Consider the following 26,828-nt stretch of genomic DNA (forward strand, 5'->3'; position numbering starts at 1 on the left):
AAGTGTGTTGAGAATGTAAGGGGCTGCGGTAAATCTTGGCACAACTATTGCCTTTACCATTCCAGATGTAAACCTGTTGGAGGAATGGATGCAAAGGACTGAAGTCAGAATTCTCATTGTAGAACGTAACCGCCGCATGCGGGACTTTTTGCGTCGGGAATTTTCAAGACGAAATTTTATAGTAGAAGATGCAGGTAACGGGAATGAGTTATTTTCGAAGCTCGATTCAGATACCCCGACTCATCTCGTTGTGCTCGCTGTGAACACTCCTGAGGGTTTGGATGGTGGGTTGCTACAGCAGCTTGTAACCAACTATCCCAATATCCCGGTTATCTTGCATAGCTACCTTGAAGAACTGTCAGAAGATCCATTTCTCCAAAAGGTAGCCGCTATGGTTGAGAAAAGCGGTAATCCGGAAAACTTGACTCGCATGGTTTCTGTCGTGTTGAAGCGATATTATCCGGATTTAATCGAGGATGATGAGTCGGAGAATAGTTATGTCTAATCATTACTATCATGGCTTGGCGAAGAGTATGATGTTTACGATTATTCTTGTGTCGTTTACCCCGCTGCTCATTATCGCTCTTTTGGCAGGCTATCAATACAGCGTCGCTTATAAGGGCAAAGTCGTAGCCCATTTGCGGGAACTTGTTCTCAAACACGACCAAAACGTTGATTCCTACCTTAAAGAAAAAATAGCAGAAATACAGGTTCTGGCAGATGTGGAAGGCATCGCCAATTTAAAAAGCGAAGCACGTCTTGAAGCTTTGCATAATTCTTTACTTCGTCATCATAGAGGTGATTTTGTTGATCTCGGATTGGTGAACAGTAAAGGTGTTCAGGTTGCGTATGTTGGACCGTTTAATCTTCGGGGCGCAAATTATGCTGAAGCAGACTGGTTTAAGAATGTACAGGAACGCCAAGTATACGTCAGTGATGTTTTCCTCGGTCTTCGAGGGGTTCCTCATTTTATTATAGCCGTTCTTATTGAGTCGAAAGGGGAAAAGTGGGTTTTGCGCACTACTCTTGATTTTATCACGTTCAATAAGCTGGTGGAAGATATCCGCATCGGTGAAACAGGGCTGGCTTTTATTATTAATCGTAATGGTGAGTTTCAGACTACGCCGCGTAAAGACCTCATAAAAGAAGTTCCTTTTTTGAAGGAATTGGCCGCTGGAAAGAATGAATTTTCAGGTTTGGCGCGTCGTCGGGCTTCCATCAGTACGGAAATAAACCCTGCGACCGGCCATGAGACAATTTTTGTGATCAGCTCGATCAAGAACGGCGACTGGCTGATGGTCTATCAGCAGGATGTAAGTGATGCTTTTTCCGATCTTAATCAGGCCAGAAATCTTGCGGCAGTAGTTATCTTGCTCGGCGGTATAGCTATTATTGCAATGGCTTACCTCATGTCTAAGCGGATGGCGCGTAAAGTGGAGCGGTCTGATCTTGAAAAGGACATGATGAATGAGCAGGTTATAGAGGCCGGTAAGCTCGCTTCCGTTGGTGAGTTGGCAGCCGGAATAGCCCACGAGATCAATAATCCCGTAGCCATTATGGTTGAAGAGGCCGGGTGGATTCAGGATTTGCTCGAGGAAGGGCTGTATGTTGACGATAATGAGCGCGAAGTGTCGCGGGCGTTGAATCAGATTCGAAGTCAGGGCACGCGTTGCAAGGATATAACTCATAAACTGCTTAGTTTTGCGCATAAGATAGATCCGACCATTATACGGGTTTGTTTAAATGATTTGATCCATGAAATGGCTGAATTGTGTGAACAGCGCGCCAAGTATGCCAATGTTAATATTGAAACCAGTCTGGCAGATAAATTGCCGGAAGTTGCCGCCAGCCCATCCGAACTACAGCAAGTTCTTCTAAATCTCATTAATAATGCCATCGATTCAATGGACCCCGGAGGAGGGGATCTTGATATAGCAACTCGCTTTGAAAACGATGTTGTGGCGGTGTCTATTGCCGATACGGGATGCGGCATTCCAAAATCCAATCTTTCTCGAATTTTCGATCCCTTTTTTACTACCAAGCCTGTGGGCAAAGGGACCGGACTCGGGTTGTCCATAATCTACGGTATTGTAAGTAAAATGAAGGGCGAAATCACTGTGAAATCTGCTCTCGATAAGGGAACTGTTTTCACTCTCAAATTGCCTTTAGCCGGACTTGAATTGGAGCAGGATGAAAATTCTGCAAATTCTGGATGTGTGCTTTGATGAGTGATTTTTGTGAGTAAAATTGAAATAAAATAGGAGGTTATGTCATGTTAGCTACCATTCTTCTTATTGATGATGAACAGGGCTTTGTTGACACTATGTCAAAGCGGCTCAGCAAGCGGAGTCTGACTGTATACACGGCTTATAACGGTCAGGAGGGGCTTGCTGCTCTTGCGAAGTATGGCGCTATCGATGTTGTAGTTCTGGATGTCAAAATGCCCGGTATTAACGGAATTGATGTTCTTAAAATAATTAAGACAGAATACCCGTTGGTAGAAGTCATTATGCTCACCGGACATGCCACTGTTGAAAGTGCCATTGACGGCATGAAGAACGGAGCATTTGATTATATGTTGAAGCCTTGTGAGATGGAAGAGCTTCTCGCAAAAATTAAGGATGCCTATCTGAAAAAGCAGTCTCAGGAAACTAAGATTTATGAGGCTAGAGCAAGGCATATTGAATTGCGCAGAGGCGACTAAAGGGAGTTGCTATGAATACTGAAGTGATCCGGGTTCTGCTTGTAGATGATGAAACAGGGTTTACCGAGGTTTTACAAAAACGCCTCGGAAAACGCGGTTTGGATATTCTTACTGCAGTCGGTGGCACCGTCGCAATTCAGATTCTAAGGAAAAATGATTTTGATGTCGCGATTCTGGATCTCAAGATGGAAGACATGGATGGCATTGAGGTTCTCAAGATATTCAAAAAGATGGACCCGGACATGCCTGTAATTATGCTTACAGGGCACGGCTCGGAGAAAGCAGCAAAAGAGGGCGTGTCGTACGGGGCTTTTGATTATCTTTTAAAACCTTGTGACCTTGAAGAGTTGCTCGAGAAAATTCATCAGGCTGTTAATCGTTAAAATGGAGAAAACTGCAATGTGCTCCATCAAGGTGCTTCTTGTAGATGATGAGGGAGATTTCCTTCGCACACTGGGCAAACGGTTGAGTAAACGGGGGAATGCCGTGGAACTTGCCGCATCAGGTGAAGAGGCTTTGAACAAGCTTGAAACTTTTGAAGCGGATGTTGTTTTACTCGATGTCAAAATGCCCGGGATGGATGGTCTGACACTTCTAAGTTTGATCAAGCAACGCTGGCCGCTCATAGAAGCCATCATGCTTACAGGGCACGCCAGTGTCGAGGTAGCCATTAGAGGTATGGAAATTGGTGCATTCGATTATATGATGAAGCCGGTGAAATTTGAGAGGCTCTACTACAAATTGGAGGATGCCTTCAGACGCAAAATGCATCAGGAGGAGAGAATAATGGCAATGGTCAAAAATGGGTAAGCAAAAATTAAAATAAGGGTAATCTTATGAATTTCGCACGTAAATTTTATGCAGCGATGCAGGAGGCAGCCATAGCCCATGCAAGATGGGATTTGGAGGTTTCCACCAGCATTATTCGGGATAAACGCAAGGTGTGGCTCATTGCCATACTCACTGCGTTGGGGTTGATGGTTTCTCTCGCATTTGCGGATGATCTTAATTTACCGGAAATGCTTGGTGGTAAAAAGGCCTATACTCCCGCTTTTTATACAACAGGTATCTTTCTGGCCTCTATAGCCATCGGGCTGTGTGCAGGTTTGATTACGGGTTGTATCGGGGCTGGTGGTGGTTTCATCATTACTCCTGCTTTGATGTCGGCTGGTATCAAAGGGATTCTGGCTGTTGGTACCGATCTGTTCCATATCTTTGCAAAGGCAATCATGGGAACAGCTGTACATAAAAAACTTGGTAATGTTTCAGTTGGACTGGCGGTTGCCTTCCTAGTGGGGTCAGGAGCAGGTGTTCTTGGGGGCGGTATTTTGAACCGTATGATCTATGAGGCTAATCCTGTTGCTTCTGATGCCTTTATTTCAGTTATTTATGTAGTTTTACTAGGTTTTCTTGGTATGTATGCAATGTCAGACTTTCTGCGTTTGCGTAAGGCCGGAGGCGGCGGTGATGCGCACGGAGGCGGCGGCGGAACAGGCGGACTTCCTGCTAAGCTACAGGCTGCGAATATTCCACCAATGATTTCTTTTGATGAAGATTTGATTCCCGGCGGTAAAAAAATCTCCGGTGTGTTTGTTGCTCTCTGTGGTGTAATTGTCGGTTTTATGGCGGCTATTATGGGTGTTGGCGGAGGCTTTCTTACCTTCCCAATGTTTGTATACGTTCTTGGCGTAAGTTCTTTCACCACTGTCGGTACTGATATTTTGCAGATCATTTTCACCGCTGGATTTGCTGCAATTAGTCAGTACGCAATTTACGGTTTTATCTTTTATACTTTGGCAATGGGGATGTTACTGGGGTCGTTGCTGGGTATCCAGATAGGCGCACTCGTAACCAAGCTTGTTCCCGGATTATATATCCGTGGTTTTTACGCTCTGGCTATTTTGGCCGGTTTTGTAAACAGGCTGTTTGCTATGCCGGGTAAGTTAAATGATATGAAGTTTATTTCCATAAGTCAGGAATTGTCCGGGTTACTAGCAAATATAGGTAACTGGCTGTTCTTCTTGACTATCGGAGTCTTTGCAGTGTGGGTAATAGGTACGTTCCTATCCAAAACCAAGGAACTGAGAGAGGGCTAAGCTATGTTGGTACGTAATAAAAAAGTATTTTATCAGGGGCTGACTCTTGCAATAGGTTTCATAGCCGTTCTCTATTATATGTTCACCCCTAGTTTTAACGGCATGAATGCATTTCATGCTTCTGATGACCTGTTCAATTCAATATCCAAGGGCTCTACTTATTATATTCCTCAAGTAATGGATGGAATTAAAAAGTTTGATGGGCAAAATTTTGAAACAACCATTTTTGAAGATCAGCCGAAGTATATTCCATATGCTACGACTTTGTTGGAAAAAAATGGTTTCACTGTTGCCAAGGCAGGGCAGGGTATTGCTGTTTCCGGAGATATCGGCAAGCTTATGACCAGTGTAACTAAAGATTCGGATGTCATGTTCCATAATAAAGGCCAAGTCCTTGAAGATAAATATGGAATGGATGCCAGACAAGCTTTGTTTGTTTGGTGGCATACGATGAAAGAAGTGAAAGCTTCTTTGGATCAGCAGAAAGTTTTTCCCCCGGCAACGTTTATCGGGAAGAATGTTATTAATCGAGCCATAGAAGTTGGTTACAACTATTATGGGATTGAAGGTCAGAAAGCTTCTGAACGATGGGGTATCATTCTTTTTTCACTGGTTTTCTACGTTGTCTACACCATGTGGTGGGGATATGCTATATTCTTTATGTTTGAGGGAATAGGCTTGGAAATGACATCCAGTAGAAAAAAAGAAGCGTAATTTCCATGTTGGATAATAACTAATAATAAGCGGGTTGCGAACATATGAGTTTCTTTGATTGGCTTCCTTTCAGGAAAAAACAAGCCGAGAAAACACAAGAAGATCTGGCTGAAATACGCCGGACGTTCGCAACCCGCTATGATCATTTCAGGTTGCTTATTCAGGCTAACTCCGAAACTCACGAATTGATGGCTGAGCTTGAAGAAGCTCTTCGTGGGTTTCAGCCTTACGGAATGCACTATGTGCGGGCTTTATGTACTCGCATTTCTACATCAATTTTTCAAATGATAAGACATCTTAATGAACTTGATCAGGGTTCATATGAAAAACTCTATGATCAGTTTTCTGTTATTCAGGATAAAATTTTACCCCACCTTGAATCCATACAACACAACGGAGAAGGAGAGCTTGTTCTTGCTCTTTCTGAGGTTGGGCGGGATCAGGCTGATTTGTGCGGGCCTAAGATGGCAACCCTAGGTGAAGCTGGAAATAAGCTCGGGCTTAAAATTCCAGCAGGTTTTGTTGTAACAACTGCTTCTTTTCGCAAATTTATGAAAAAAGAAGGGTTGGAGGAAGAGGTCGACCGGCTGATTCAAACTGCTGATGCTGATGATAGTGAGGCTATGTTTCAGGTTTCATCAAAGATCATGCAACTGATTATTCAATCTGACCTGCCGGATGATGTCGCGACGACTATCTTGGAGGCATATGATTGTTTATGTGCCAGTCAAGGTGGAGAGGTGAAGGTTGCGGTCCGTTCAAGCGCATTAGGGGAAGATAGTGAAGGGGCCGCTTTTGCAGGTCAGTATCGTTCAATTTTAAATGTAGATCGCAGTTCTCTTATTTTAGCCTGTAAGGAGGTCATGGCTTCCAAATATTCTTTGCAGGCGATGGCTTACCGCATCAATCGGGGCATCCGGGATGAGGATGTTGCAATGAGTGTCGGTTGTATAATGATGATTGATGCTGCCGCAGGCGGGGTTGCATATTCGCGGAGTCCTATGAATATCCGCGATGAAAATATTTCTATTTATTCCGTGTGGGGATTGCCGAAGGCTGTTGTTGACGGTTCTGTGGAGGCTGACGAATTTATGGTCGGTCGAACGGTTCCCATGCAGGTTATCGGTCACCATATAGCAGATAAAGAAGATAAATATGTCTGCGATACAGGAGAGGGCGTTTGCAGTGTTCAGCAACTTACCAGCCGGAGAAATGAGCCTTCTTTAACTGATGAGCAAGCCGTAATTATTGCAGAACAAGCTGTTCGCATTGAGGAGCATTTCGGTCCTGCTCAAGATATTGAATGGGCAATTACGAAAGAGAGTGATCTTTATATTTTGCAATGCAGACCCTTAATGCAGCTTGAAGATTATCCTGAAGGGGTGTTGCAAAGCAGTTCGGTGTCTATTCCTGTGCTTTCGGGCGGAAGAACTGCCAGCCCGGGGGTTGGAACCGGACCAATTTTTCATGTGCGTAAGGATGCAGATACTCTTCATTTTCCGGATGGCGGGGTTTTGGTTCTCAAGCAGGCTTTACCTAGTCGAGCGGCGCTTCTGAATCGGTGCAGTGCAGTGATAACTGAGCAGGGCGGTATTGCCGGACATTTAGCCAATGTATCCAGAGAATTCGGAGTACCGGCATTGTTTGGATTGAAAGGTGCTCTAACCAGTTTTGAAGAAGGACAAGTCGTAACTGTGGATGCGGATGGGCGTGCAATTTATGACGGCCGGATTAATGAGTTGCTTAAAGAAAAACCAAGACACCGTCTTATGCGTGGAAGTGCTGTTCAGGCTACACTTAGAAAAGCAGCAAGACACATTGTGCGGTTGAATCTGACCGATCCTGATTCACCGAAATTCAAACCTTCACATTGTAAAACTTTGCATGACATTATGCGTTATTGCCATGAGATGGCTGTTCGCGAAATGTTCGAGTTCGGTACTAAAAAGGAATTTGTTCAGGCCGCATCCCGCCAGCTTATCTGCAATGTTCCGAAGCAATTCTGGGTTCTTAATCTCGGTGATGGCATTGCTCCCGAAGGGAGAAAAAGACCGGATAGATGCGTTTTGCTGGAACATATAAATTCTGCTCCCATGCGCGCTTTATGGGAAGGTATGCAGGCTGTCCCCTGGGAAGGGCCTCCGGCGGTGCATACCAAGGGATTGTTGTCTGTAATGTTTGAAGCAACGGTTAATCCTGATTTGAATACAACCAGCTCGTCTCGTTTTTCTCAGAAAAATTATTTCATGATTTCGGAGAGATATTGTTGTTTGCAATCACGTTTCGGTTTTCATTTTTGCGGAGTGGAAGCTTTGCTTGGCGACCGGGTAAGCGAGAATTATGCAAGTTTTCAATTCAAGGGCGGAGCCGCTAATCTGGAGCGTCGTATTCTGCGCGCAAAATTCGTCGGCGAAATTCTCGATGAATTTGATTTCAGAGTAAGGATCAGGGAAGACAACTTGAATGCACGTCTTGAAGGTCTTGAACGTTTGAGCATGGAAAGACGTCTTAAAATTTTAGGTTATCTCATTACTCACACACGGCAACTTGATATGATCATGACCAATAGTTTCGAAGTTGAAAAATATAAAAAGAAGTTTTTCGAAGATTTCAAGCTGTTTCCTGCTGTACAATAGAATTACGACTAAACTTGTTATACTGAGAGGTTAAGAAAATGTCCGTGAATGTACTTCTGGCCGATGATGAAAAAGGGTTTGTCGATGCTTTAGACCGGCGTCTGACAAAACGCGGTTATACTGTGCAACAGGTTAACAGCGGCAAAGCGGCTGTCAATATTCTTGCAGATGATTCGAGTGTAGATGTGGTTGTGCTTGATGTTCGGATGCCGGAACCTAACGGGCTGGACACTCTCCATCTTATTAAAACTAAGTATCCTGCTGTGGAGGTTATAATGCTGAGTGCTCATGGAACGCCTCTATGTACGATGGAAAGTATTCGTTGGGGGGCATTTAAATTTCTGACCAAACCTGTCGAGTTGGATGAGCTGGTTAAAACTATTGATGAAGCCGCTAAAGTAGGGCGTTTTCATCGCCAGAAGATTAACGCTAAAGAATTGCAGATGGATCAGGCCTAAGGAGAAATGTCATGAAAGGTGGCTTTAAGCCTACCGCTTTGCGGGGTGATGTTTTCGGAGGTCTGACTGCGGGTATTATAGCTTTACCTCTTGCTTTGGCTTTTGGTGTGGCAAGCGGCGCAGGAGCTGCCGCCGGTCTTTATGGCGCAATTATTCTTGGATTTTTTGCAACGATATTAGGTGGTACTCCTACTCAGGTTTCAGGGCCGACAGGCCCGATGACCGTGGTTACTGCTACAGCTGTAGCTGCTTATTCCGGGGATTTTCAATCTGTCTGTATGGTCATTGTTCTGGCGGGAGTCATTCAGATTCTTTTCGGCGTGTTCCATTTGGGAGGATTTGTCCGGTTTATCCCTTATCCGGTTATATCCGGTTTTATGACAGGCATCGGCATAATCATTATTTTGCTTCAAATTGAGCCTGTTCTGGGCTGTGCAGGGGCTGGTTCTCCGTTAATGGCTATCGCTCAAATGCCGGAAGCTGTGGCGAATGTGTCTCTTCCAAGTCTTTCTCTGGCTGTTGCAACCATGATCATTGTGTTTATGATTCCTCCACGCATAACGAGGGTTGTTCCGTCTCCTCTCATTGCTCTGGTGGGCATGACTGCTGTTGCATGGATTTTTCATATGCCTGTGCCTACCATCGGAGAAATACCTTCGGGGTTGCCTGAATTTAATTTACCATCCATCAATTTATCACAATGGAGCAGTATCGCCGGAACAGCTTTTGCTCTGGCTTTGCTGGGAACAATCGACTCATTGCTGACTTCTATAGTGGCTGACTCCGTAACCAAGGATCATCACGATTCAAACAGAGAGCTTATCGGGCAAGGTGTTGGTAATGCTTTGTGTGGATTTATGGGAGGTCTTCCCGGCGCAGGGGCAACCATGCGTACTGTAGTCAACATCAAGGCTGGAGGCCGGACCAGATTGTCCGGTGTGATTCATTCAATGGTGCTTTTGGTGATACTTTTAGGTGCGGGCCCGTTGGCTGCACATATTCCGCTTGCTGTGCTGGCGGGTATTTTAGTCAAAGTCGGTGTCGATATTCTTGACTATAGACTGCTCCGTCTCGTTCGTAAAATTCCGCGCGAGGATTTAATGGTGATGGTTACAGTCTTCGGAGTTACGGTTTTCGTAGACTTGATTGTTGCGGTGGCTCTCGGAGTAACACTCGCGGCGATTATGACTACGTGGCGTATAGCCAGCCAGACCCGCATAAGTATTCTGGGTGCGGGAAAGTGCAAGGATAAGTCTTTTTCTGATCGTGAGATTCAGGAAGGCAGTAATTTCCGTATCCGTGTAGTTACCATAAATGGTCCTTTCTTTTTCGGCACAACTTCTCAGATGACGGATAAAGTAGAACGCTTGCTTGGTACGCGCATTGTTGTTGTGGACTGTATGGAAGTTCCCTTTATTGATATATCAGCAGTTTTTGCGTTAAGCGAAATGGTTGAAAAACTTCGCGACGTAAATATCCGGGTTGTTCTTGCACTTGGGGACGGCATGTATCAGCGCATGAAAGAACTTGGACTCATCAAAATTGTAGGCGAAGAGAACATTTTTAAAAGTCATGGCAGTGCCTTGCAAATGGCGCAGATGCTTTTAGATGAAGAAGATGAGACCGGACATTTTTTTTCTCACTCAGCTCCCTGTTAGTGAGTTAACTATTGCCTGAGCGCATTTTTCCCCGTCCATGGCTGCGGAAATAATTCCGCCGGCGTACCCCGCCCCTTCGCCGCATGGAAAGAATCCTTTAACCTTGACATGTTCAAAGGTTTCACGGTCACGGGGAATGCGCACAGGTGAGCTGGTGCGTGATTCCACTGCCAGCACTTTGGCCTCATTTGAATCAAATCCTTTGAACTTACGGCCAAGTTCCGGCAGAGCCATGCGTAAACTTTCGGAAACTACAAAAGGCAGTAGTTCGTGAACAGGAGCGCTGTATATTCCGGGAATATAAGATGTCTTCGGAAGTTTTGAAGATATGCGTCCCGCAACAAAATCTCCGACGCGCTGAGCTGGAGCTTTCTGCGTCAGGCCGTCACCTGCTGCGAACATTGTTCTTTCGACTGAAGCCTGAAAATCAAGTGCTGCGAGTGGATCGTTACCTTTGCCTACATCTTCCAGTCTGATTTCAGCAACGAGTCCGGCATTGGCGAAAGGTGCGTTTCTGGCGGCGAGGCTCATACCGTTGAGCACAAGTTCGCCCGGAGCGGTGGATGCTGGAACAATGTATCCGCCGGGACACATGCAGAAGGAGAATACTCCGCGCCCTTCAACCTGTGTTGCAATCCGGTAGCTGGCGGCAGGAAGATTTTCATGTCGCGGGGACTGATGGTAGAAAATTTTATCGATGATAGGCTGTGGATGCTCGATGCGGACCCCAAGGGCGAAGGGTTTTGCTTCGACTTTTATTTTGCGTGCGACAAGAGCATGGAAAATATCTCTGGCAGAATGTCCGGTTGCCAGCAGGACCGCATCGGCGGAAATGGTTTCCGAACCGTTAATGCGGACACCCGTCATGCGGTTCCCGTCTAGAATAAAGTCATCCACGTGAGCATCAAAACGGATTTCTCCGCCGCAAGCAGTGATGTCGTCACGCATTTTGCTGACGATTTTTGGTAAAACGTTGGACCCTAGATGCGGATGTGCATCAATTCGGATATCCGATGGTGCTCCGTTGGCGATAAATAGGTCAAGAATTCTGCCGACATTGCCGCGTTTGGTAGCGCGGGTGTAAAGCTTTCCGTCGGAATATGTTCCGGCTCCGCCTTCGCCGAAACAATAGTTGGAATTCGGATTAATCAATCCTTCAGTATATATTTTTTTGAGATCTTTGCGCCGTGCATTTACGTCTTTACCACGCTCAAGCACTATCGGGAGAATCCCGTTTTCGAGAAGCGTCAGGGCCGCGAAATATCCTGCTGGACCTGCTCCAACTATAATAACCCGTTTGTCTCCAAGGGGAGCAGGTTGAAAAACAGATCCCTGCGGCTCTACTGATTCCGGATCGCCAATCGCAACTTGAAGCACATAGAGCGGTCTTTTGGACCGTGCGTCTATCGACCTGCGAACAACGCGAGTGGAAATATTCTGATCATCGGGAAGTTCCGCCTTTTTTAGTGCGGCTTCGCGGATTGCATTTGCAGTATTGATTTTATCCGGGGTGACTTTTATTTCTACAAGAACTGGCTTCATGGTAATCTCACTTATATATAGCTTAATAACAGGTTGTCTTAAATAATTCCGTGTAGCGGCCCCCCGGCAGCTCCAAGTGCGTCAACCCGTTTTTCGATTTCGGGGTCTGGTTCGAGAGCAGGTGCATGATATGTTTTTAGTCTGGCATCAATGATAATTGCTGTTTCTGCGCCCCAGTGCTTGGCGTGGGTGAATGCATTTACTCCGTACATATCTGTTGCCGGATCGGAGCGGGTGAAAGTCACCCATAAAAAGTTGTCCCAATCTTTGGCCGTGAAATTTGCATCGTCCGCAACTACTATCATTGGGAACCCTTCGATGCCCTTGGTTGTTTTTAACGATTCGCCCAGTCTATCCAGTTGCGAATCCTGTTGATCGCGTTTCATCTGGTGTCTGGTCCCTTTAATGATGAGGATGCCCGGTGCGAATATCTGCGCGTCGCTAAATCCATCAGGCAGGTTGATATTTGCTGGCAGTTCTGTGGAAAGTGTGCGTTTTTTTGAACCTGCGGCGGCAAATACCAGCTTGGAACCTTGGTTCAGGCTGATGCCGGAATAGTCCAGTGTATCAATGGTTGTTCTGGTGATGAAATGAAGATCGCGGGTTAGATCGGCACGCTCCAGCATGTGACGGAAGAAGGCCGGTATGTCGTGACAGGATTCATCTGAACGCATGTCTTCTTTAGCCGCAATGAATATATATTTTGAAAGTGAGGTCTGTGTGTTGCCCAGCAATGACATTGCGTTAGTGAGCAGTTCCTGCGGCTGTCTTTCTTCGGCATACGGAACATAACGTTCGCTGCCTACAGCTAGAAGCAGGGGATGTACTCCCGCCGCGTCTACCGCATGAACTTCGTGGACTCCTGAAAATACGGACGGAACGAGATCCGCTGTCAGTTCGTGTATGAATTCACCGAACATGGTGTCTTCCTGAGGAGGGCGGCCTACTGTTGTAAACGGCCAGATTGCATCGTTGCGGTGGTATACTTTATCTACTTTCAGGACTGGAAAATTGTGGGCAAGGCTATAGTAGCCGAGATGATCGCCGAATGGCCCTTCTGGTTTTCCTGATCCGTTGACAATGGAACCGCTGATGCAGAAATCCGCTTCGGCAGGAATGGGCAGATATCCTTGACGGGTAACCATGGGAATGCGGTGTCCGCCGATTGCTCCGGCAAAGAATATTTCAGCCAGTCCTTCGGGCAGAGGCATGACAGCACCCATAGTCATTGCAGGTGCTCCGCCGACAAATATGTTCACTTTGAGCGGGGCGTTATTCTTGATTGCCTGTGCGTGATGATGTCCGATTCCTCTATGAATCTGGTAGTGCAATCCTACTTCTTCGTTAGGAATAAAGTCGTTGCCGGAGAGCTGTACCCGATACATGCCGATGTTGGAACCGCCGTAGCCCGGGGCTTCAGGGCTTTCAGAATAAACTTGCGGCAGGGTCACATATCCGCCGCCGTCCATGGGCCATGATACCAGTTGCGGCAGTTTGGAAACCGTGGTTTCGTTTTGCATGATCGGACCGGTGGAAACTTTTTTGGGCATGGTATGCCACGCTGTTTTGGGGGCACCAAGATATTTCCACGGTTTTTTGAGTGCTTCCATGGGGCTGAGTTTAAGTTTCATCAGCTTTTCGACCATTTCAATGGTATCACGGAAGATGAAATTCATTCTGTCTTTGGTGCCGTAAATATTTGCAGCCATGGGAAACTGACATCCCTTCACATTTGTGAAGAGTAAGGCTGGACCTCCGGCCTGAAATACCCTGCGCTGGATTGCTCCTACTTCGATGTTTGCATCGACAACCTGATCTATGCGCAACAGTTCGCCGCGTGTATCAAGTGCATTGAGGCATTCCCGTGTATTTTTATATCCCATGTGTAGTTCCCTTATTTATATGAAAAAAAGCGGGATTAACCCGCTTCATGCTTATCTTTCGTACAACCTGTTTACAGGTGTCCGTTTTGCATAGTTAACTGTTTTGATGTTTTACCAGCGGAGAGAAAGTTTTGCTAAAAAAAATGCGTATGAATTCCTTGTATTCAAATGAATAGTAGTGGTCAAGAGCCTGCGGTTGCCGCAGGCTCTTGGAACCTTAAAAAGGAAAGGCTAGGGAAGTATTTTATTTGCTAATAATTTTTGAATCCCTACAACATCACTGCCTTTTTTGAGTTCTTTTTTAATAGGATCGTGCCTGCCGGAAACCCAGAGAGTCAGTTCTGAATCCATGTCAAAATGGCCAGCTGTTTCAACTGAGAACGAGCTTATAGATTTGTATAGGATAGAGAGATATTCAGTTTTCTTTCCTGTAATTCCTTGTTTATCTATAAGAATAAGGCGTCCGTTGGTGAAAATATACATATCACGAACAACTTTGAAAGCTCGTTCTACATTTTCATTATCACCAAGAATCGGCGAAAGTTCTTCTTCGACATCTGAAACTTCTACTTCAGTAGCATTTCCTAAGAGTCCATCTAATATTCCCATAATATCTCCCGTGGTTGTTATTATGTTATTTAAGTATACTTCGGGCTACACGATAAAACATTGATTTGTCATTAGCGTCGTAGCTCATAATTGTTTGACCTATGATCTCCGATATACAAAGACGGTTTTACTTTTACTGTCTGTGTTGTATATAAATACATGGTCGCGCCATCTTTAGCATGTTTTCAGATGTCGTCCACATAGTTGGGTAATCCTAATAATCAATTTTGCTATATTTAAATAAATACTATCTATTATATAACATCAATCAGTTGTGTTGGTTGACATTTGTACCAAATTGCGTTACGACATCTTGAATGAAATGTTGTGTTTATATTTATTAGCAACTCTTTTTTGAGTAATATCCGGATGGTTTGGATTGGGAAAAAAGTGTCGAGCTATGTATAGTCACAATATTTTTTTGCCGTTGCAGGGATGTTTGCAATGTGAATTAAGTTTGATTGCCGAAATGGTGGACGTTTAGCTGTCGCCTGCAATCGTAATAATGATAATGATAAGTGAAATATGAATGGAGCAGATATGGCTAAAGACGCATATTATACAATTGGATCTGTGGTAAAGGTATTTGCTGTTATTGAGCAGATGACGAAGCAACCTAAATGGGAACTTGCAGAATTGAGTCGAGCTGTCGGTATTCCCAAAACAACGGTTCATCGATTTTTACTGACTTTGCAGGATCTTGGATATGTTGTTCAAAGTGATGAAGAAAGTGCGTATGGACTTACATTTAAACTTTTCAAGATGGGAAGTCTTGTTACGGGACATACGAGTATTCAAGACGTTGCCAGACCATATGGTAAACGATTGCTTGAGGCTATAGGGGAAACAGTCAATCTTTGTGTTTATTCCGGCACGGAAATGATTGTTGTCGACAGGCATGTGACAAAGCAGGCGCTGCGTCAGGATTCAATTGTTGGCCATTCGTTTCCAATGTATCTTTCAGCTTCCGGGAAGGTGTCCCTTGCCTTTATGGATTCTATGAAGGCCGGTTCACTGTTGGAGAGTATTCGGAAAGAATCGGATGGAAAGATTGGTCCTGCGGAAATGGCTGATTTTATAAAAGAAATTGAAGTAGTGCGAGAAAATATTATTGGGTATGACAATGAAGAAATATATCAGGGCGTTTGTTGTACAGCGGTCCCTGTGTTTGATTGCAATGATGATCTTGTTGCTACCTTAGGTGTTTCCGTACCGAGTGCGCGTTTTACTCCTAGTAAGCGAGAAGTGGCCAGCCGCGAATTATACAAGGCTGCAGAGCAAGTCTCGCTGCGGTTAGGCGCCAGCAGTTATCCACCTGTTAAGCGGAAATAAAAATTCTGTCATCATGACTGAAGCATGTATGAGTTGAATCTATATTGACTCGTATGTGTCAGCAAATTTTAAAAGCAGCGGCCTTGAAAAGGTCGCTGCTTTTTTTTGTCTTTTTTTCATAAGTCCTCTGCTTGTGGGGCGTAGCTATTTTTCACGGTTTTATGGTGGGTTACTGGAAATTGAGTAGGCCCGTCAGTTGTGTTTTGGATTATATCCACAAAATAATGAAACGTAATATTGTAAAAACCGCTTGACGAATTGTTTTCGAGGAGCTATTTTTTTCGGAACGCCGCACCATAATGCGGTACGAAGTAGATAATAACTTGTTTACACAAGATTTTTTTGGCCCGTTATAGTGGTATGGCATAGTTTAATACGGTACAGCCTTGCCGCAAAGAATAAAAACGGTCGAACCTCAAAACAATTGCAAGTGAGGGTTACATGAAATCAGAACCTTTGTTCCTGAAAAACGCGCAGACATTTGCTGAAGCAATGGTGCGTTGTGGGGTGCGTTATCATTTTGCATACCCCATTACGCCTGCGACGGAAGTTATGAAGCATACTGCAGTTATTCTTCCTCAGTACGGTGGACGTATGGTGCAGATGGAAAGTGAACTGGCAGTTTCCAATGCTTTGGCTGGCTGTGCATGTACCGGAAAGTTGGGCGCAACGTCCACATCCGGCCCCGGAATGTCACTGATGCAGGAAACTATGTCCTACATGGCTGGTGGCGAATTACCTTGCATCATGCTCGACGCAATGCGCGTAGGCCCTGGTGACGGCGATATCGTTGGAGCACAAAGCAATTATTTTCAGGCTACACGCGGCGGCGGTCACGGCGACTACCGTGTAATCGTTCTTGCCCCGGCAAGTGGTCAGGAAATCGTTGATATCATGCCTGATGCTGTGAAATTGGCTTACACCTACCGCACTCCAGTGTTGTTTGTAATCGACGGTGTTACTTGCACCATGACAGAGTCCGCTCTTTTCCCTGAAGCACACGACTATGCATCTGAATTCGACACATCTTCATGGGCCTTCACTGGTACTGGCGACCATCCCAAACGTTATCTGCTGACTGGTAGCTACACCCATTCTCAGGGTGAAGAATTGAACGAAAAGCTGCTCGCCAAGTATGAGCTTATCAAAGAAAAAGAACAGCTTTGGGAAGAAATTGAAGTGGAAGACGCTGATGTTGTGCTGGTTGCATTCGGCATTCACGGCCGCATGGGACAGGACTTGGTAGCCAATATGCGTGCGGAAGGTAAAAAAGTCGGCCTTATTCGTCCGATTTCCTTGTGGCCTTTCCCTGACAAAGCATTCGAAGGACTGTCTGATTCTGTGAAATCCATGCTGGTGGTGGAAATGAATCACGGGCAGATGGTTGACGATGTGCGCCTGGCAGTAAACGGCCGCATTCCTGTTCATTTCCTTGGCAAAACCGGAGGCGATATGCCGCTGTGCACGCTTGCCGAAATGACCGCTAAAATCAACACGTTGCTGTAAGGATAGACGATATGCAAGAACTCGCAAAAATTTATGGTGAAACACTGCTGCTGGATAAGAAGTTCAGTTACTGTCCCGGTTGCGGTCACGGTATTGTAACGCGCCTTGTTGCGGAAGCTATTGAAGCTCTAGGCATTCGTAAACGTACAATAAGCGTTGTCGGTATCGGTTGTGGTGGGTTTTCTCATCACTATATGGAAATCGATGCCATTGAAGCTATGCATGGTCGCGCTCCTGCTGTTGCAGTCGGTTACAAAGTCGCGAAGCCTGAAAACATCGTCTATACCTATCAGGGAGACGGAGATTGCAGTGCTATCGGTCTAGCTGAATTGTTGCATACAGCTAACCGCGGTATGCCGGTTACTTGTTTCATGATCAACAACAACCTGTTCGGCATGACTGGCGGACAGATGTCTCCTTCCACGCTTGAAGGTCAGATTACCTCCACTACTCCTAATGGCCGTGATGTGCATCAGCATGGTTATCCTCTGCGTGTCCCCGAAATGATGGCGGATATGCACGGTGCCAAGTATGTCGCCCGCGAATCCGTTTGTGACGCCAAGAGCATCCGCAAAGCTGCAAGCAGCGTGCGTAAAGCTCTGGACTGTCAAATGAAGGGTCTTGGTTTTTCCTTCGTTGAATTCATTGTTCCTTGTCCGACTGGCCTCAAGCTTTCTGTGCCGGATTCTTACAAGTGGAACAAAGAAAAAATGGTGGAGTACTTCAAGCCACAGATTTTCAAAAATGAGATGGAGCAGAATGATGAGAACTAAATGTACTTTTTCTGGTTCAGGCGGCCAGGGATCAGCTCTGCTTGCAAAGCTGATTTGCAAAGGCGCTATGAAGCAGGGACTACAGGTCGTGATGACTCAGACATACGGTATTGAGCAGCGTGGCGGAGACTCCACCGGATACGTTGTCGTATCCGACACTCGTATCGGAAATCCTCTTGTGGAAAATGACGCCGACGTGAGTGTCGCTCTTAGCCCCACCATCTATGACGGTTGTCTTGACGGTTCAGCTATCGGCGGCCTGGTCCTCGTGAATAGCTCTATGATCATGGACACTCGTGAACGTGAGGGTGTTAAACAAATCCTGATTCCTGCTTCGGATATTGCTGCTGAACTTGGCTCTGTGAGATGCGCGAATATCGTAATGCTCGGGGCTGTGTTGGAAGCTACAAATGTACTGGAATTTGCAACTGTGGAAGAAGTGTTGCGGGATCTTATGGGCGCTAAGAAGCCCGCCCTGCTGGAAATGAATTTGAAAGCCCTTCAAAAGGGCCGCACCCTCTACGCCAGCGCTGCGGAGTAAGAAGATGAAAGCAAACAATAAAAAGCACGTTATTAGCGCCGAACGCTGTAAATCTTGCGGTTTGTGTGTTGATGCCTGCCCTAAAAATACTCTTGCCATCGGTCACACCTTGAACGGTCAGGGCTACAGTGTCGTTGAGCAGGTTCGTCCTGATGATTGTGTCCTGTGTGGCCTGTGCCGCATCGTCTGTCCTGATGTCGCTATCGGCGTCATTGTGTTGGACTAACCCGTAGATACAGGAGGAAAACAATGTCTGAACTTAAGACTCTGTTTCGCCCTCGCAGTGTAGCATTGATAGGTGCTTCGCGCGACACAAAGAAATATGGATATTGGACAGCTAAAAGCCTGTTCGAAAATAAATATAAAGGTGATGTCTATTTGATTTCCCGTTCAGGCGGCGAAATTCTTGGACACGAAACCTATCCGGATATCCTTGCTGTGAAAGGTGACGTTGATCTCGCCATCATCGCTATTGCACCTAAGTACATTCTTCCCGTTATTGAACAGTGTGTTGAAAAGGGCGTAAAAAGCGCCATAGTTGTTTCCACCGGCTTCGGTGAAACCGGTGCTGAGGGCAAAGAAATCGAGCGGAAGATGCTTGAGATTGCCCGCAAAGGCGGCCTGCGTATTCAGGGCCCGAACTGCATGGGTACTTATAGCGCCGCTGTGAATATGAACGCCAGTATCATTGATCTGGCTCCCGGCCCCATGAGCCTTGTACTGCAAAGCGGAAACTTCGGTATTGATCTGAACTTCAACGCTAAGGCGCGAAATCTGGGTTACAGCTGTTGGGCTACCATCGGTAATCAGATGGACCTTCGTTTTCACGACTTTGTGAAATACATCGAAGAAGACGACAGCACTAAGGTTCTTCTTCTATATATGGAAGGGTTGCGTGTTGAATCAGAAGAAGATGGTCGCAAGTTCATCGAAGCTGCCCGCAAAACTGCTCTTAAGAAACCTGTCGCTGCAATCAAAATTGGTCGTAGTGCTGCAGGTGCAAGAGCCGCTGCATCACATACCGGTTCTTTAGCCGGTAGTGAAAAAATCTTTGACGCAGCTCTCCGTCAATCCGGTATTATCCGGGTGGACAGTCCTAACGAGTTGTTGGACGTCGCGGAAGCTTTTTCCAAGTGTAAGCCTGCCCATGGTAAGCGTATCGCCATTCTTACTGATGGTGGAGGTCATGGAGTCATGGCTACAGATTCAGCCGAAAGCTTTAAGCTGGAAGCCCCTGTTCTTTCAGATGCCACACAGGAAAAATTGAGCGCTATTCTGATGCCTCATTGTCCTATCAAAAACCCTGTTGATCTTGCGGGTACCCCTGAAGCTGATATGTGGGTTTTTGATCGTTGTCTTGATGTGCTTTTGAATGATCCTGATGTTGACGGTGTTGTTATCGTGGGACTCTACGGTGGTTATGCTGATCTTTCGGAAGAATTCCGTGAGAAAGAAATGGATGTGGCCAAAAGTATGGTCGCTCGTGTGCGTGTTTCTGACAAACCTGTTGTCATGCATTCCATCTATGCTCCTCAGCGTCCAGAATGCCTCGCCTATATCAGTGATAGGGGCGTGCCGGTATTCGATTCCGTGAAAGCAGCTATGCGTACTATGGGTGCGTTGGTGAGCTACGATGAAGGCCGTAAGGCTCTGCTGGAAGAAGCTGAAGCTGCCGCTCCGACTCTACCTGCCGATCGTAAGGAAAAGACTAATGCCATTTTTGATGCAGTACGTGCGAGTGGTCGCATCAATTTGGTTGAGACTGAAGCTCGTGACGTGCTGAGTGCTTATGGCTTGCCTCTTGCTGAATGTCATCTTGCCCTTAATACGAATGAAGCCGCTGAAAAATATGAAGCTCTTGGCGGCAAAGTCGTCATGAAAATCGTATCCCCTGACATCCTGCACAAAACTGACGCTGGAGGCGTGACGCTGAATATTGATTCAGCTCAGGCCGCTCGTGATGCTTTTGAGCGCCTTGTTGATAATGGTCTTAAGTACAAACCTGACGCTGATATCTTTGGCGTTATGCTTACCCCCATGCTGCCCGGCGGCGTGGAATGTATCATCGGTGCCAGCCATGATACCACCTTTGGCCCCACAGTAATGTTCGGCCTTGGCGGAATCTTCGTGGAAATTCTTAAAGACATCTCATTCCGTGTCGCGCCTGTAAACATGCCTTCATGTCGCCAGATGATACGCGAAATCAAGGGTCACAAATTGCTGGAAGGAGCTCGAGGCTCTGTCCCTTGTGATATAGAGGCTCTGGCAGAAACGGTATGTGTGATCTCGTACATGGTAAATGAGCTGCGGGAAGTCGCTGAAGTTGATCTGAATCCTGTGTTTGCATGGGAGAAAGGGCTGGCTGTGGCGGATGCACGTATTGTGCTCCATCCCTAAGCTTAGTCGATAGGGTGGCGTTGCAACGCCACCCATACAATAAAGTTTTTTTGTCAGCTGTTTTTTTGACGGCATTCACCTGTAATTAGAGGGAAGTATCATCATGCGCGAAGTAAAACTATTTCCAACGACAACCGGGCAGAGCTGGCTTGAAATGTCTTCTTACAAGAATCACAGTTTTAAGTCTCCTGACGATATGAGTGATAAGTACGATTATATTATTGTTGGAGCCGGTTACGGCGGTTATGGAACTGCCAGCCGTCTTGCAGAGCTGAATCCTGAATCAAAGATAGCCGTAATTGAAGCTATTAAAATCGGTGATAATGACAGTGGTAAGAATGCCGGTTTCATTATCGACGTTCCTCATGATTTCGGTGACGCCGGTGGTTCTTCTTTTGAAGACAACAAGATGTATTTTAAGTTGAACACTGCAATCATCGCCAGAATGCGCGACACAATCAAGAGTAGCGGTATCGATGTAGACTGGCGCGATAGCGGCAAATACGTTTGCTGTTGTAATCCGCGCAGTTACAAGATGATCGACACCGAAGTTCATGATCTTGATAAAATGGGCGTTCCTTATAAAATATATGAAGGTGAAGAGTTAAACCGTCGCCTTGGTACTGAATATTATACCAAGGCTCTTTATACGTCAGGTTCCACATTGGTGAACCCTGCTGATGTACTTCGCGGCCTTTTTACTACTTTGCCTGACAATGTGGAAGTTTTTGAAAATTGTCCTGTCTTGCGCGTTGATGAAGGCAGCAACATGGTTGTTGTTTTGCAGAACGGCAGACCCATCACCGGTGGAAATGTCATTGTTACCGGTGGTCCGTTTATTGAACAATTCGGTATCGTCAAAAACGTATTCTGTCCTGTAACTTCTTTCGGTGCTTTCTCCCGCAAATTGACCGCTAACGAGTTGAAAGATTTCGAAGGCGTGGAGCCTTGGGGTTGCACAGCCGGTCATCCTGCTGGAACAACTGTTCGTTATACTGCTGATCAGCGCATTTACGTGCGTAACGGCTTCAGCTTCAACTCACAATTGACCACATCACATCAGCGTATCCGCAATTCCATTCCAAAGTTGCGTAAGGCTTTTGAAAATAGATTCCCCAATCTCCGCCATGTTAATTTTGAGTTTGTCTACGGCGGCATGATCAACATGACCATGAATTATCGTCCGTTGATGATGCAGAAATCGTCCAATTTGTTTGCTTCTGCCTGTGGTGAAGGTGCCGGCGTGGCGAAAACCTGCATGATGGGCCACTACATTGCTGAATGGATCAGCGGTGTTCAAAGTGAAGATCTCAACTTCCTGCGCCGTATCGCCAAACCTAGCTGGTTGCCACCGGATCCTTTCCGTACTGCTGGAGCACGCGTCCGTCTTGCTTGGGAAGAGTATAACGCCAAGCAGGAAATCTAATAAAAAAAGGGTTTGCGGCTGTAGTCAACTTCCGCCTTCAGCAAACGTTGCTGTTGTTGACCAGCCGCTTGTCCCAAAAGCCGGAATAGCTGCATAACTCACAAATTTACAAAGGAGATTGTTTTGGAATTTATACATGCATCCAAGGCCTGTGCCTCAGTTGGTCCGTATTCCCACGCAGTGAAAGCAGGAAATACATATTACCTCTCCGGGCAAGTACCTTTTCATCCCGTAAGTGGAGTTGTTGTCGGATCAAACATGGCTGAGCAGGCTGCTCAGACACTTACAAATTTGAAAGCAGTGCTTGATGAAGCAGGCTTGAAAATTACCGACCTTGTTAAGACTACTGTTTTCCTTGCTAATTGGGGTGATTTTGAAGCTTTTAACGAAGTCTACGGCAACTTTTTAGGTGATCATCGTCCAGCTCGTGTCTGCGTAGAAACCAGTAATCTTGCCGGCGGATGCCTGATCGAAATGGATGCCATTTGTTTCGTTGAATAAATAATAGAAATAAACCCTTATTTGCCGAATGCAGAAATGTTTGTGTTGAAACGGTGCAGCAATCGAAAATGATTAAGAAGTTATAGGGGTCGATCTCATTTTAAATTGATTCTGTAATTAGGACGGGAGGTTATATGCATCGTATTGTTGTTGGAGTAACTGGGGCAAGTGGTATGCCTCTGGTTGAAAATCTCTTACGTCTTTATGCCGGGATAAAGGATCTAGAAGTTCATTTGATTGTTTCAGGCGGGGCTGAAGTTGTGATGCAGTCTGAATTTCGGGGCAGTGATTTATCATTGGTAAAGCATGTTCACACGGTCCATTCCATAAAAGATATGACTGCTGGGCCGTCCAGTGGATCATGGCAGCATGACGGAATGATTATCTGTCCTTGTTCCATGAGTTCTCTGGCTTCCATTGCCTGTGGTGCCGGTGTGAATCTTATTCATCGTGCGGCCGATGTGACTCTGAAAGAACGTAAGAAACTTGTGATCGTTCCAAGAGAAACTCCTCTGACAATGATCCATCTACGCAATATGCAGACCGTAACAGAGGCTGGTGCTGTAATAGCTCCTTTCTGTCCCGCATATTACGACTCTAAAACAACAATTGAAAATATGATGCAGCATTTTGCAGGTCGTCTTCTCGACCAGTTACGCATTGAGAACTCTCTCTGCGCACGCTGGAAAGACAACATGTAGGCCTTTTTGAAATAGTTAAGGCTTTTTTTGGGGATCATATGCGTAACGAATGAACTCATAAAAGGTATTATATCTAAACTAAAGGAGAGGGGGATTGATTTTAATTCGACTGATCGGTTGTAGACATAACAGCATTGTTACGCTGCTTGAAAAAAGATGCTGTGTATGTGGTTCAATAAAGAAAAAATGCCGTTTTATTTGAGATGATCTCTGTTGGTTTGGAACAATAATTTGTAATCAGAATAATTGTAAAAGGTGATAATTATGAACGACATGCGAGACCCTCAAGGTATAAGTTTTGAAGATGCTCCATCTTTTCCAATTCATCGTAAACTTGCCGCTGGTGCCTTTATGGGTCAGATTACCGATGGATATATTTTAGGTGTTGTTGGTATTGCGCTTAGCTATGCGACAGTCCCTCTTGGACTGACTAGCCTTTGGCTCGGTATTCTTGGAGCTGCGTCTTTGCTAGGAATTTTGTTTGGAAGTTTTATTACCGGTTCTCTAGCTGACCGTTTTGGCAGAAAGCCTTTTTTCGGCACAGTCATGTTTCTTGCTGTTTTATTGTCCCTTGCGCAGTTCGTTGTTACCGATCCGATGTTACTGGCTATTTTACGGTTTGCGCTTGGCATGTGTATCGGTGCAGATTACACCGTTGGCATCGCTTTGTTGAGCGAATGGACACCTGCTAAAAAACGTTCGGGTTTTCTTGCTTGGCTTCTTGTCTCTTGGACAGTCGGGTATGTTCTTGCTTACATAGTAGGCTTTTTCATGGACGGACTTGGTGATAATGGCTGGCGTTGGGTGCTCTGTACATCTGCTATTCCGGGAGCTATCACATTGTTTTTTCGTTTTGGTGTTCCTGAATCTCCTAGTTGGCTTGCAGGTAAAGGGCAGGTTGAGAAGGCGCTGGAAAACATTCACAAGCATCTTGGCCCGAATTATTGCCTACCGAAGATTGAAGAGGAGCCTCCGTCTGCATCCTGGTTCCGTCTGTTCAGTCCTGAATTACGTTACAATACAATAGTATCATGTGTCTTTTTTTGTTGTCAGGTGTTGCCGTTTTTCGCCATCAGTATTTTCCTTCCGCTTGTTCTTTCGAATATGCATATTGAAAATCCGTATGCGTCCGGTGTTATGTACAACGGCTTTACCATAGTCGGCGTATTGGTAGGTACTTGGCTTATCAATAGAATCTCCCGCAGAGCTTTCCTGTTGTGGACATTTTATGGTGCAGCCGTGATTTTGACGATTATGACAGTTTGGACGGATATGCCCGCTGTGCTTTCTTTGACCATGCTTGCAGCTTTCTCAACAGTGCTTGCTATCTCCATTGTTCTCGAATTTGCCTATCCGCCAGAGCTATTCCCTACGGAATTGCGTGCGTCCGGTATTGGCCTGACTATCGCAATGAGTCGTGTCGGCGCTGCCGGTGGTGCATTTTTGCTCCCTATCGTTAATGAACACTTCGGTATTTATGCAGCCCTTGGCGCGTGCATCGCGACGCTGGCTATAGGTGGCATAGTCTGTCAAGCATGGGCGCCTGAAACTTCTCCTCAGTTTGCTCCTAAAAAATTGAGAACTGCCCCTGTAATGGCTAATTTATAAATCTACCCTTAGACTCACCGTTCGTAACGGCCCCATCAACCATGGAACGTGAGCATAAACAAGTATGACGCCAGGCGTGCCCCGTCTGGCGTCATCATGTTTTTTTTAGATAAAATTCTACTTTTCAGAACAATTAATTCGGGGATTAACTACTTGGGCAACAGTAGGACACTCATTGACTCAAATTGATTTTTTAATCGAAAAGTATTTCAAATAATAAAACCGGCTAATCGCGATGCGATTAGCCGGTTTTATGACGTTTTTATAATTAAGGTTCTTACAATTCGAATGGTGTTAAACTTTCAAATCCGTTTTCAGTGATGACAATGGTTTGCTCGAACTGTGCAGAAAGTGAGCCGTCTTTTGTTATGGCGGTCCAGTCGTCATCGAGCACCGTAACTTCTTTATCGCCGAGGTTTATCATCGGTTCGATGGTAAAAGTCATGCCCGGAGTAAGAGGGACATTGCCCCAACGAGAGCGGAAGTGGGGGACGTTCGGAGCTTCATGGAAGTCGAGGCCGACGCCGTGGCCCATGTATTCACGCACCACCGAGCAGCCCTGTCCTTCGGCGTAGGTCTGGATTGCGGAAGAGATATCGTTGATGATTTTACCGGGTTTGGCTTGTTCGAGGCCTAGGCGCAGGCTCTCACGGGCCACGTTAACAATTTTGCGCGCATCCGGGGATGGTTCTCCCACGAAGAAAGTCTGGTTACAGTCGGCGTAGTAGCCATTGAGGATGGAGGTGATGTCTATGTTGACTATGTCGCCGTCCTTGAGGATATATTCGCCGGGAATTCCGTGGCAGATAACTTCGTTGGGAGAGATACAGACACTTTTGGGAAAGCCGTGGTAATTCAGCGGGGCGGGAATTGCACCGTTTTTGATGGTGAATTCGTGTACTGCCCGGTTGATTTCATCGGTTTGTATGCCTGGCTTAATCAAGTCCTTGACGGCTTCGAAAGTTTGCATGACCAGCTTGCCGCAACGACGTATGCCTTCGATCTGTTCTGGTGTTTTCAGACGGATATTGTAGCGTTTAAGGAAGGTCTCGGGTAAATTAAGGTTCGCCGCATTTGCCGTGCCCATGCAGCACTTCTTGTATTTTTTACCACTGCCACAGGGGCAGGGATCGTTCCTTCCGATTTTGGCGTTCATCAATGGTCTCCTGAATATATATTGTGGCGGATTTGTACCCGTCGGAAAGCGCTTATATTGGCAAAAAGAACGGCGATTGAAAAGCTTTATCATGAATAAAAGTACTGGATTATGTCTTAAAAAAATGACTCGGACTGGTAATTATGAATACTTTGAAAAGGAGGGCTTAAAATATTATGGATGTATCTCTATGAGGATCTGTATATTGTGGTGTTTGTTGTATTAATAATTCCATAAATTGGGCAATTTTTGGGTTGCCCAATTTATGGAAATTTAGTGTCAGTACGTAAGCTCAGTTCCGTTGGGGATAGAGGCAAGCTCTTCGATATCTTCAGTATCTTCAGAGTCCTCTAAGTCTAGCCAGTCAGGTTTATCCAATAAGTGGATACCTTCTTTTACAAGTGAAACACACATGGCAAAAGTAAAAAGCATCATGGGAAACGCAGCAAGAGATATTAACCCGCGGACAGGTTCAATCCCTCCGCATATGCACAAGACATAAGCAATAAGTCGTAAGCGTCACATAGGCTCCATCTACTCATAATTTTTGAAATCCTGCATACTCACTCTTCAGCCTAAAAGGAGTG

The 26,828-nt window shown here is 45.6% G+C and carries 25 protein-coding genes; 20 read left to right on the forward strand and 5 right to left on the reverse strand.

The window, feature by feature from the left end; all coding sequences use genetic code 11:
• Nucleotides 1-88 precede the first annotated feature (88 nt).
• The 10 genes from JEY82_RS07675 to JEY82_RS07720 are packed head-to-tail and all read left to right on the forward strand — an operon-like array spanning nucleotide 89 to nucleotide 10,266.
• Nucleotides 89-505 carry a response regulator gene (locus tag JEY82_RS07675; RefSeq protein ID WP_304084498.1) on the forward strand — a complete coding sequence of 139 codons (417 nt, stop codon included), beginning with the start codon at nucleotides 89-91 and terminating at the stop codon, nucleotides 503-505.
• Nucleotides 498-2,225 (forward strand): PAS domain-containing sensor histidine kinase, encoded by a 1,728-nt coding sequence (locus tag JEY82_RS07680; protein WP_304084500.1) that lies wholly within the window; start codon nucleotides 498-500, stop codon nucleotides 2,223-2,225. The genes JEY82_RS07675 and JEY82_RS07680 overlap by 8 nt, the downstream gene beginning before the upstream one ends.
• Nucleotides 2,226-2,272: 47 nt before the next feature.
• Nucleotides 2,273-2,704, forward strand: a complete 432-nt coding sequence (locus tag JEY82_RS07685; protein WP_092159488.1) for a response regulator — start codon at nucleotides 2,273-2,275, stop codon at nucleotides 2,702-2,704.
• Between the two features lie 11 nt (nucleotides 2,705-2,715).
• On the forward strand, nucleotides 2,716-3,087 hold the full coding sequence (locus tag JEY82_RS07690) for a response regulator (protein ID WP_092159487.1): 372 nt from the start codon (nucleotides 2,716-2,718) through the stop codon (nucleotides 3,085-3,087).
• Nucleotides 3,088-3,103: 16 nt separating this feature from the next.
• Nucleotides 3,104-3,514 (forward strand): response regulator, encoded by a 411-nt coding sequence (locus JEY82_RS07695; RefSeq protein WP_304084504.1) that lies wholly within the window; start codon nucleotides 3,104-3,106, stop codon nucleotides 3,512-3,514.
• A gap of 26 nt (nucleotides 3,515-3,540) precedes the next feature.
• Nucleotides 3,541-4,800: a sulfite exporter TauE/SafE family protein gene (locus tag JEY82_RS07700; protein WP_304084506.1), complete on the forward strand. Its 1,260-nt coding sequence runs from the start codon at nucleotides 3,541-3,543 to the stop codon at nucleotides 4,798-4,800.
• A gap of 3 nt (nucleotides 4,801-4,803) precedes the next feature.
• Nucleotides 4,804-5,514, forward strand: coding sequence for a hypothetical protein (locus JEY82_RS07705; RefSeq protein WP_304084509.1), 711 nt, complete (start codon nucleotides 4,804-4,806; stop codon nucleotides 5,512-5,514).
• 44 nt (nucleotides 5,515-5,558) lie between these two features.
• A complete protein-coding gene (locus JEY82_RS07710; protein WP_304084511.1) occupies nucleotides 5,559-8,150 on the forward strand; it encodes a PEP/pyruvate-binding domain-containing protein in 2,592 nt (863 codons plus the stop codon).
• 38 nt (nucleotides 8,151-8,188) lie between these two features.
• On the forward strand, nucleotides 8,189-8,608 hold the full coding sequence (locus JEY82_RS07715) for a response regulator (RefSeq protein WP_304084514.1): 420 nt from the start codon (nucleotides 8,189-8,191) through the stop codon (nucleotides 8,606-8,608).
• Between the two features lie 11 nt (nucleotides 8,609-8,619).
• Nucleotides 8,620-10,266 (forward strand): SulP family inorganic anion transporter, encoded by a 1,647-nt coding sequence (locus JEY82_RS07720; protein ID WP_304084515.1) that lies wholly within the window; start codon nucleotides 8,620-8,622, stop codon nucleotides 10,264-10,266.
• Here the strand turns inward: JEY82_RS07720 and JEY82_RS07725 are convergent.
• The 3 genes from JEY82_RS07725 to JEY82_RS07735 all read right to left on the reverse strand — a co-directional run bounded on the left by JEY82_RS07725 (nucleotide 10,252) and on the right by JEY82_RS07735 (nucleotide 14,300).
• Nucleotides 10,252-11,808, reverse strand: coding sequence for an NAD(P)/FAD-dependent oxidoreductase (locus tag JEY82_RS07725; RefSeq protein ID WP_304084519.1), 1,557 nt, complete (start codon nucleotides 11,806-11,808; stop codon nucleotides 10,252-10,254). The two genes, JEY82_RS07720 and JEY82_RS07725, sit on opposite strands and share 15 nt — an antisense overlap.
• A gap of 38 nt (nucleotides 11,809-11,846) precedes the next feature.
• The gene (locus JEY82_RS07730; RefSeq protein ID WP_304084523.1) at nucleotides 11,847-13,691 is read right to left on the reverse strand and encodes a UbiD family decarboxylase; all 1,845 of its coding nucleotides are present in this window, start codon (nucleotides 13,689-13,691) and stop codon (nucleotides 11,847-11,849) included.
• A gap of 231 nt (nucleotides 13,692-13,922) precedes the next feature.
• Nucleotides 13,923-14,300: a PH domain-containing protein gene (locus tag JEY82_RS07735; RefSeq protein WP_304084526.1), complete on the reverse strand. Its 378-nt coding sequence runs from the start codon at nucleotides 14,298-14,300 to the stop codon at nucleotides 13,923-13,925.
• Between the two features lie 540 nt (nucleotides 14,301-14,840).
• Between JEY82_RS07735 and JEY82_RS07740 the strand changes: the two genes are divergently transcribed.
• The 10 genes from JEY82_RS07740 to JEY82_RS07785 all read left to right on the forward strand — a co-directional run bounded on the left by JEY82_RS07740 (nucleotide 14,841) and on the right by JEY82_RS07785 (nucleotide 25,085).
• Nucleotides 14,841-15,632, forward strand: coding sequence for an IclR family transcriptional regulator (locus JEY82_RS07740; RefSeq protein WP_304084527.1), 792 nt, complete (start codon nucleotides 14,841-14,843; stop codon nucleotides 15,630-15,632).
• A gap of 441 nt (nucleotides 15,633-16,073) precedes the next feature.
• On the forward strand, nucleotides 16,074-17,138 hold the full coding sequence (locus tag JEY82_RS07745) for a pyruvate ferredoxin oxidoreductase (protein ID WP_304084530.1): 1,065 nt from the start codon (nucleotides 16,074-16,076) through the stop codon (nucleotides 17,136-17,138).
• Nucleotides 17,139-17,149: 11 nt separating this feature from the next.
• Entirely contained in the window at nucleotides 17,150-17,911 is a 762-nt protein-coding gene (locus JEY82_RS07750) for a thiamine pyrophosphate-dependent enzyme (protein ID WP_304084534.1), read from the forward strand.
• Nucleotides 17,901-18,452, forward strand: a complete 552-nt coding sequence (locus JEY82_RS07755) for a 2-oxoacid:acceptor oxidoreductase family protein (protein WP_304084537.1) — start codon at nucleotides 17,901-17,903, stop codon at nucleotides 18,450-18,452. Before JEY82_RS07750 ends, JEY82_RS07755 begins: the two co-directional genes overlap by 11 nt.
• Before the next feature lie 4 nt (nucleotides 18,453-18,456).
• Nucleotides 18,457-18,678, forward strand: a complete 222-nt coding sequence (locus JEY82_RS07760) for a ferredoxin family protein (protein ID WP_304084539.1) — start codon at nucleotides 18,457-18,459, stop codon at nucleotides 18,676-18,678.
• A gap of 23 nt (nucleotides 18,679-18,701) precedes the next feature.
• Nucleotides 18,702-20,849 (forward strand): acetate--CoA ligase family protein, encoded by a 2,148-nt coding sequence (locus tag JEY82_RS07765; protein ID WP_304084542.1) that lies wholly within the window; start codon nucleotides 18,702-18,704, stop codon nucleotides 20,847-20,849.
• A gap of 103 nt (nucleotides 20,850-20,952) precedes the next feature.
• Nucleotides 20,953-22,275 (forward strand): FAD-binding oxidoreductase, encoded by a 1,323-nt coding sequence (locus tag JEY82_RS07770; protein ID WP_304084545.1) that lies wholly within the window; start codon nucleotides 20,953-20,955, stop codon nucleotides 22,273-22,275.
• 123 nt (nucleotides 22,276-22,398) lie between these two features.
• Nucleotides 22,399-22,776 (forward strand): Rid family detoxifying hydrolase, encoded by a 378-nt coding sequence (locus JEY82_RS07775; protein ID WP_304084548.1) that lies wholly within the window; start codon nucleotides 22,399-22,401, stop codon nucleotides 22,774-22,776.
• 134 nt (nucleotides 22,777-22,910) lie between these two features.
• Entirely contained in the window at nucleotides 22,911-23,477 is a 567-nt protein-coding gene (locus JEY82_RS07780) for a UbiX family flavin prenyltransferase (protein WP_304084551.1), read from the forward strand.
• Nucleotides 23,478-23,741: 264 nt separating this feature from the next.
• On the forward strand, nucleotides 23,742-25,085 hold the full coding sequence (locus JEY82_RS07785) for an MFS transporter (RefSeq protein WP_304084553.1): 1,344 nt from the start codon (nucleotides 23,742-23,744) through the stop codon (nucleotides 25,083-25,085).
• A gap of 277 nt (nucleotides 25,086-25,362) precedes the next feature.
• Here JEY82_RS07785 and map read toward each other — a convergent pair whose 3' ends face one another.
• Together map and JEY82_RS07795 are read right to left on the reverse strand one after the other, a co-directional pair.
• Nucleotides 25,363-26,241, reverse strand: a complete 879-nt coding sequence (map, locus tag JEY82_RS07790; RefSeq protein WP_304084555.1) for a type I methionyl aminopeptidase — start codon at nucleotides 26,239-26,241, stop codon at nucleotides 25,363-25,365.
• Between the two features lie 279 nt (nucleotides 26,242-26,520).
• Entirely contained in the window at nucleotides 26,521-26,676 is a 156-nt protein-coding gene (locus tag JEY82_RS07795; RefSeq protein ID WP_304084559.1) for a hypothetical protein, read from the reverse strand.
• Between the last annotated feature and the right edge of the window lie 152 nt (nucleotides 26,677-26,828).

The organism is Maridesulfovibrio ferrireducens, from assembly GCF_016342405.1.
Taxonomy (GTDB): Bacteria; Desulfobacterota; Desulfovibrionia; order Desulfovibrionales; family Desulfovibrionaceae; genus Maridesulfovibrio; species Maridesulfovibrio ferrireducens_A.

Bases quoted from the DNA above. Each gene is read 5' to 3' on its own strand.
- JEY82_RS07735 (WP_304084526.1), bottom strand. From the start codon at position 14,300: ATGGGAATATTAGATGGACTCTTAGGAAATGCTACTGAAGTAGAAGTT.
- map (WP_304084555.1), bottom strand. From the start codon at position 26,241: ATGAACGCCAAAATCGGAAGGAACGATCCCTGCCCCTGTGGCAGTGGT.
- JEY82_RS07770 (WP_304084545.1), top strand. From the start codon at position 20,953: ATGCGCGAAGTAAAACTATTTCCAACGACAACCGGGCAGAGCTGGCTT.
- JEY82_RS07705 (WP_304084509.1), top strand. From the start codon at position 4,804: ATGTTGGTACGTAATAAAAAAGTATTTTATCAGGGGCTGACTCTTGCA.
- JEY82_RS07780 (WP_304084551.1), top strand. From the start codon at position 22,911: ATGCATCGTATTGTTGTTGGAGTAACTGGGGCAAGTGGTATGCCTCTG.
- JEY82_RS07715 (WP_304084514.1), top strand. From the start codon at position 8,189: ATGTCCGTGAATGTACTTCTGGCCGATGATGAAAAAGGGTTTGTCGAT.
- JEY82_RS07755 (WP_304084537.1), top strand. From the start codon at position 17,901: ATGAGAACTAAATGTACTTTTTCTGGTTCAGGCGGCCAGGGATCAGCT.
- JEY82_RS07730 (WP_304084523.1), bottom strand. From the start codon at position 13,691: ATGGGATATAAAAATACACGGGAATGCCTCAATGCACTTGATACACGC.
- JEY82_RS07690 (WP_092159487.1), top strand. From the start codon at position 2,716: ATGAATACTGAAGTGATCCGGGTTCTGCTTGTAGATGATGAAACAGGG.
- JEY82_RS07710 (WP_304084511.1), top strand. From the start codon at position 5,559: ATGAGTTTCTTTGATTGGCTTCCTTTCAGGAAAAAACAAGCCGAGAAA.
- JEY82_RS07760 (WP_304084539.1), top strand. From the start codon at position 18,457: ATGAAAGCAAACAATAAAAAGCACGTTATTAGCGCCGAACGCTGTAAA.
- JEY82_RS07785 (WP_304084553.1), top strand. From the start codon at position 23,742: ATGAACGACATGCGAGACCCTCAAGGTATAAGTTTTGAAGATGCTCCA.
- JEY82_RS07740 (WP_304084527.1), top strand. From the start codon at position 14,841: ATGGCTAAAGACGCATATTATACAATTGGATCTGTGGTAAAGGTATTT.
- JEY82_RS07695 (WP_304084504.1), top strand. From the start codon at position 3,104: ATGTGCTCCATCAAGGTGCTTCTTGTAGATGATGAGGGAGATTTCCTT.
- JEY82_RS07700 (WP_304084506.1), top strand. From the start codon at position 3,541: ATGAATTTCGCACGTAAATTTTATGCAGCGATGCAGGAGGCAGCCATA.
- JEY82_RS07795 (WP_304084559.1), bottom strand. From the start codon at position 26,676: ATGATGCTTTTTACTTTTGCCATGTGTGTTTCACTTGTAAAAGAAGGT.
- JEY82_RS07680 (WP_304084500.1), top strand. From the start codon at position 498: ATGTCTAATCATTACTATCATGGCTTGGCGAAGAGTATGATGTTTACG.
- JEY82_RS07685 (WP_092159488.1), top strand. From the start codon at position 2,273: ATGTTAGCTACCATTCTTCTTATTGATGATGAACAGGGCTTTGTTGAC.
- JEY82_RS07675 (WP_304084498.1), top strand. From the start codon at position 89: ATGCAAAGGACTGAAGTCAGAATTCTCATTGTAGAACGTAACCGCCGC.
- JEY82_RS07720 (WP_304084515.1), top strand. From the start codon at position 8,620: ATGAAAGGTGGCTTTAAGCCTACCGCTTTGCGGGGTGATGTTTTCGGA.
- JEY82_RS07725 (WP_304084519.1), bottom strand. From the start codon at position 11,808: ATGAAGCCAGTTCTTGTAGAAATAAAAGTCACCCCGGATAAAATCAAT.
- JEY82_RS07750 (WP_304084534.1), top strand. From the start codon at position 17,150: ATGCAAGAACTCGCAAAAATTTATGGTGAAACACTGCTGCTGGATAAG.
- JEY82_RS07765 (WP_304084542.1), top strand. From the start codon at position 18,702: ATGTCTGAACTTAAGACTCTGTTTCGCCCTCGCAGTGTAGCATTGATA.
- JEY82_RS07745 (WP_304084530.1), top strand. From the start codon at position 16,074: ATGAAATCAGAACCTTTGTTCCTGAAAAACGCGCAGACATTTGCTGAA.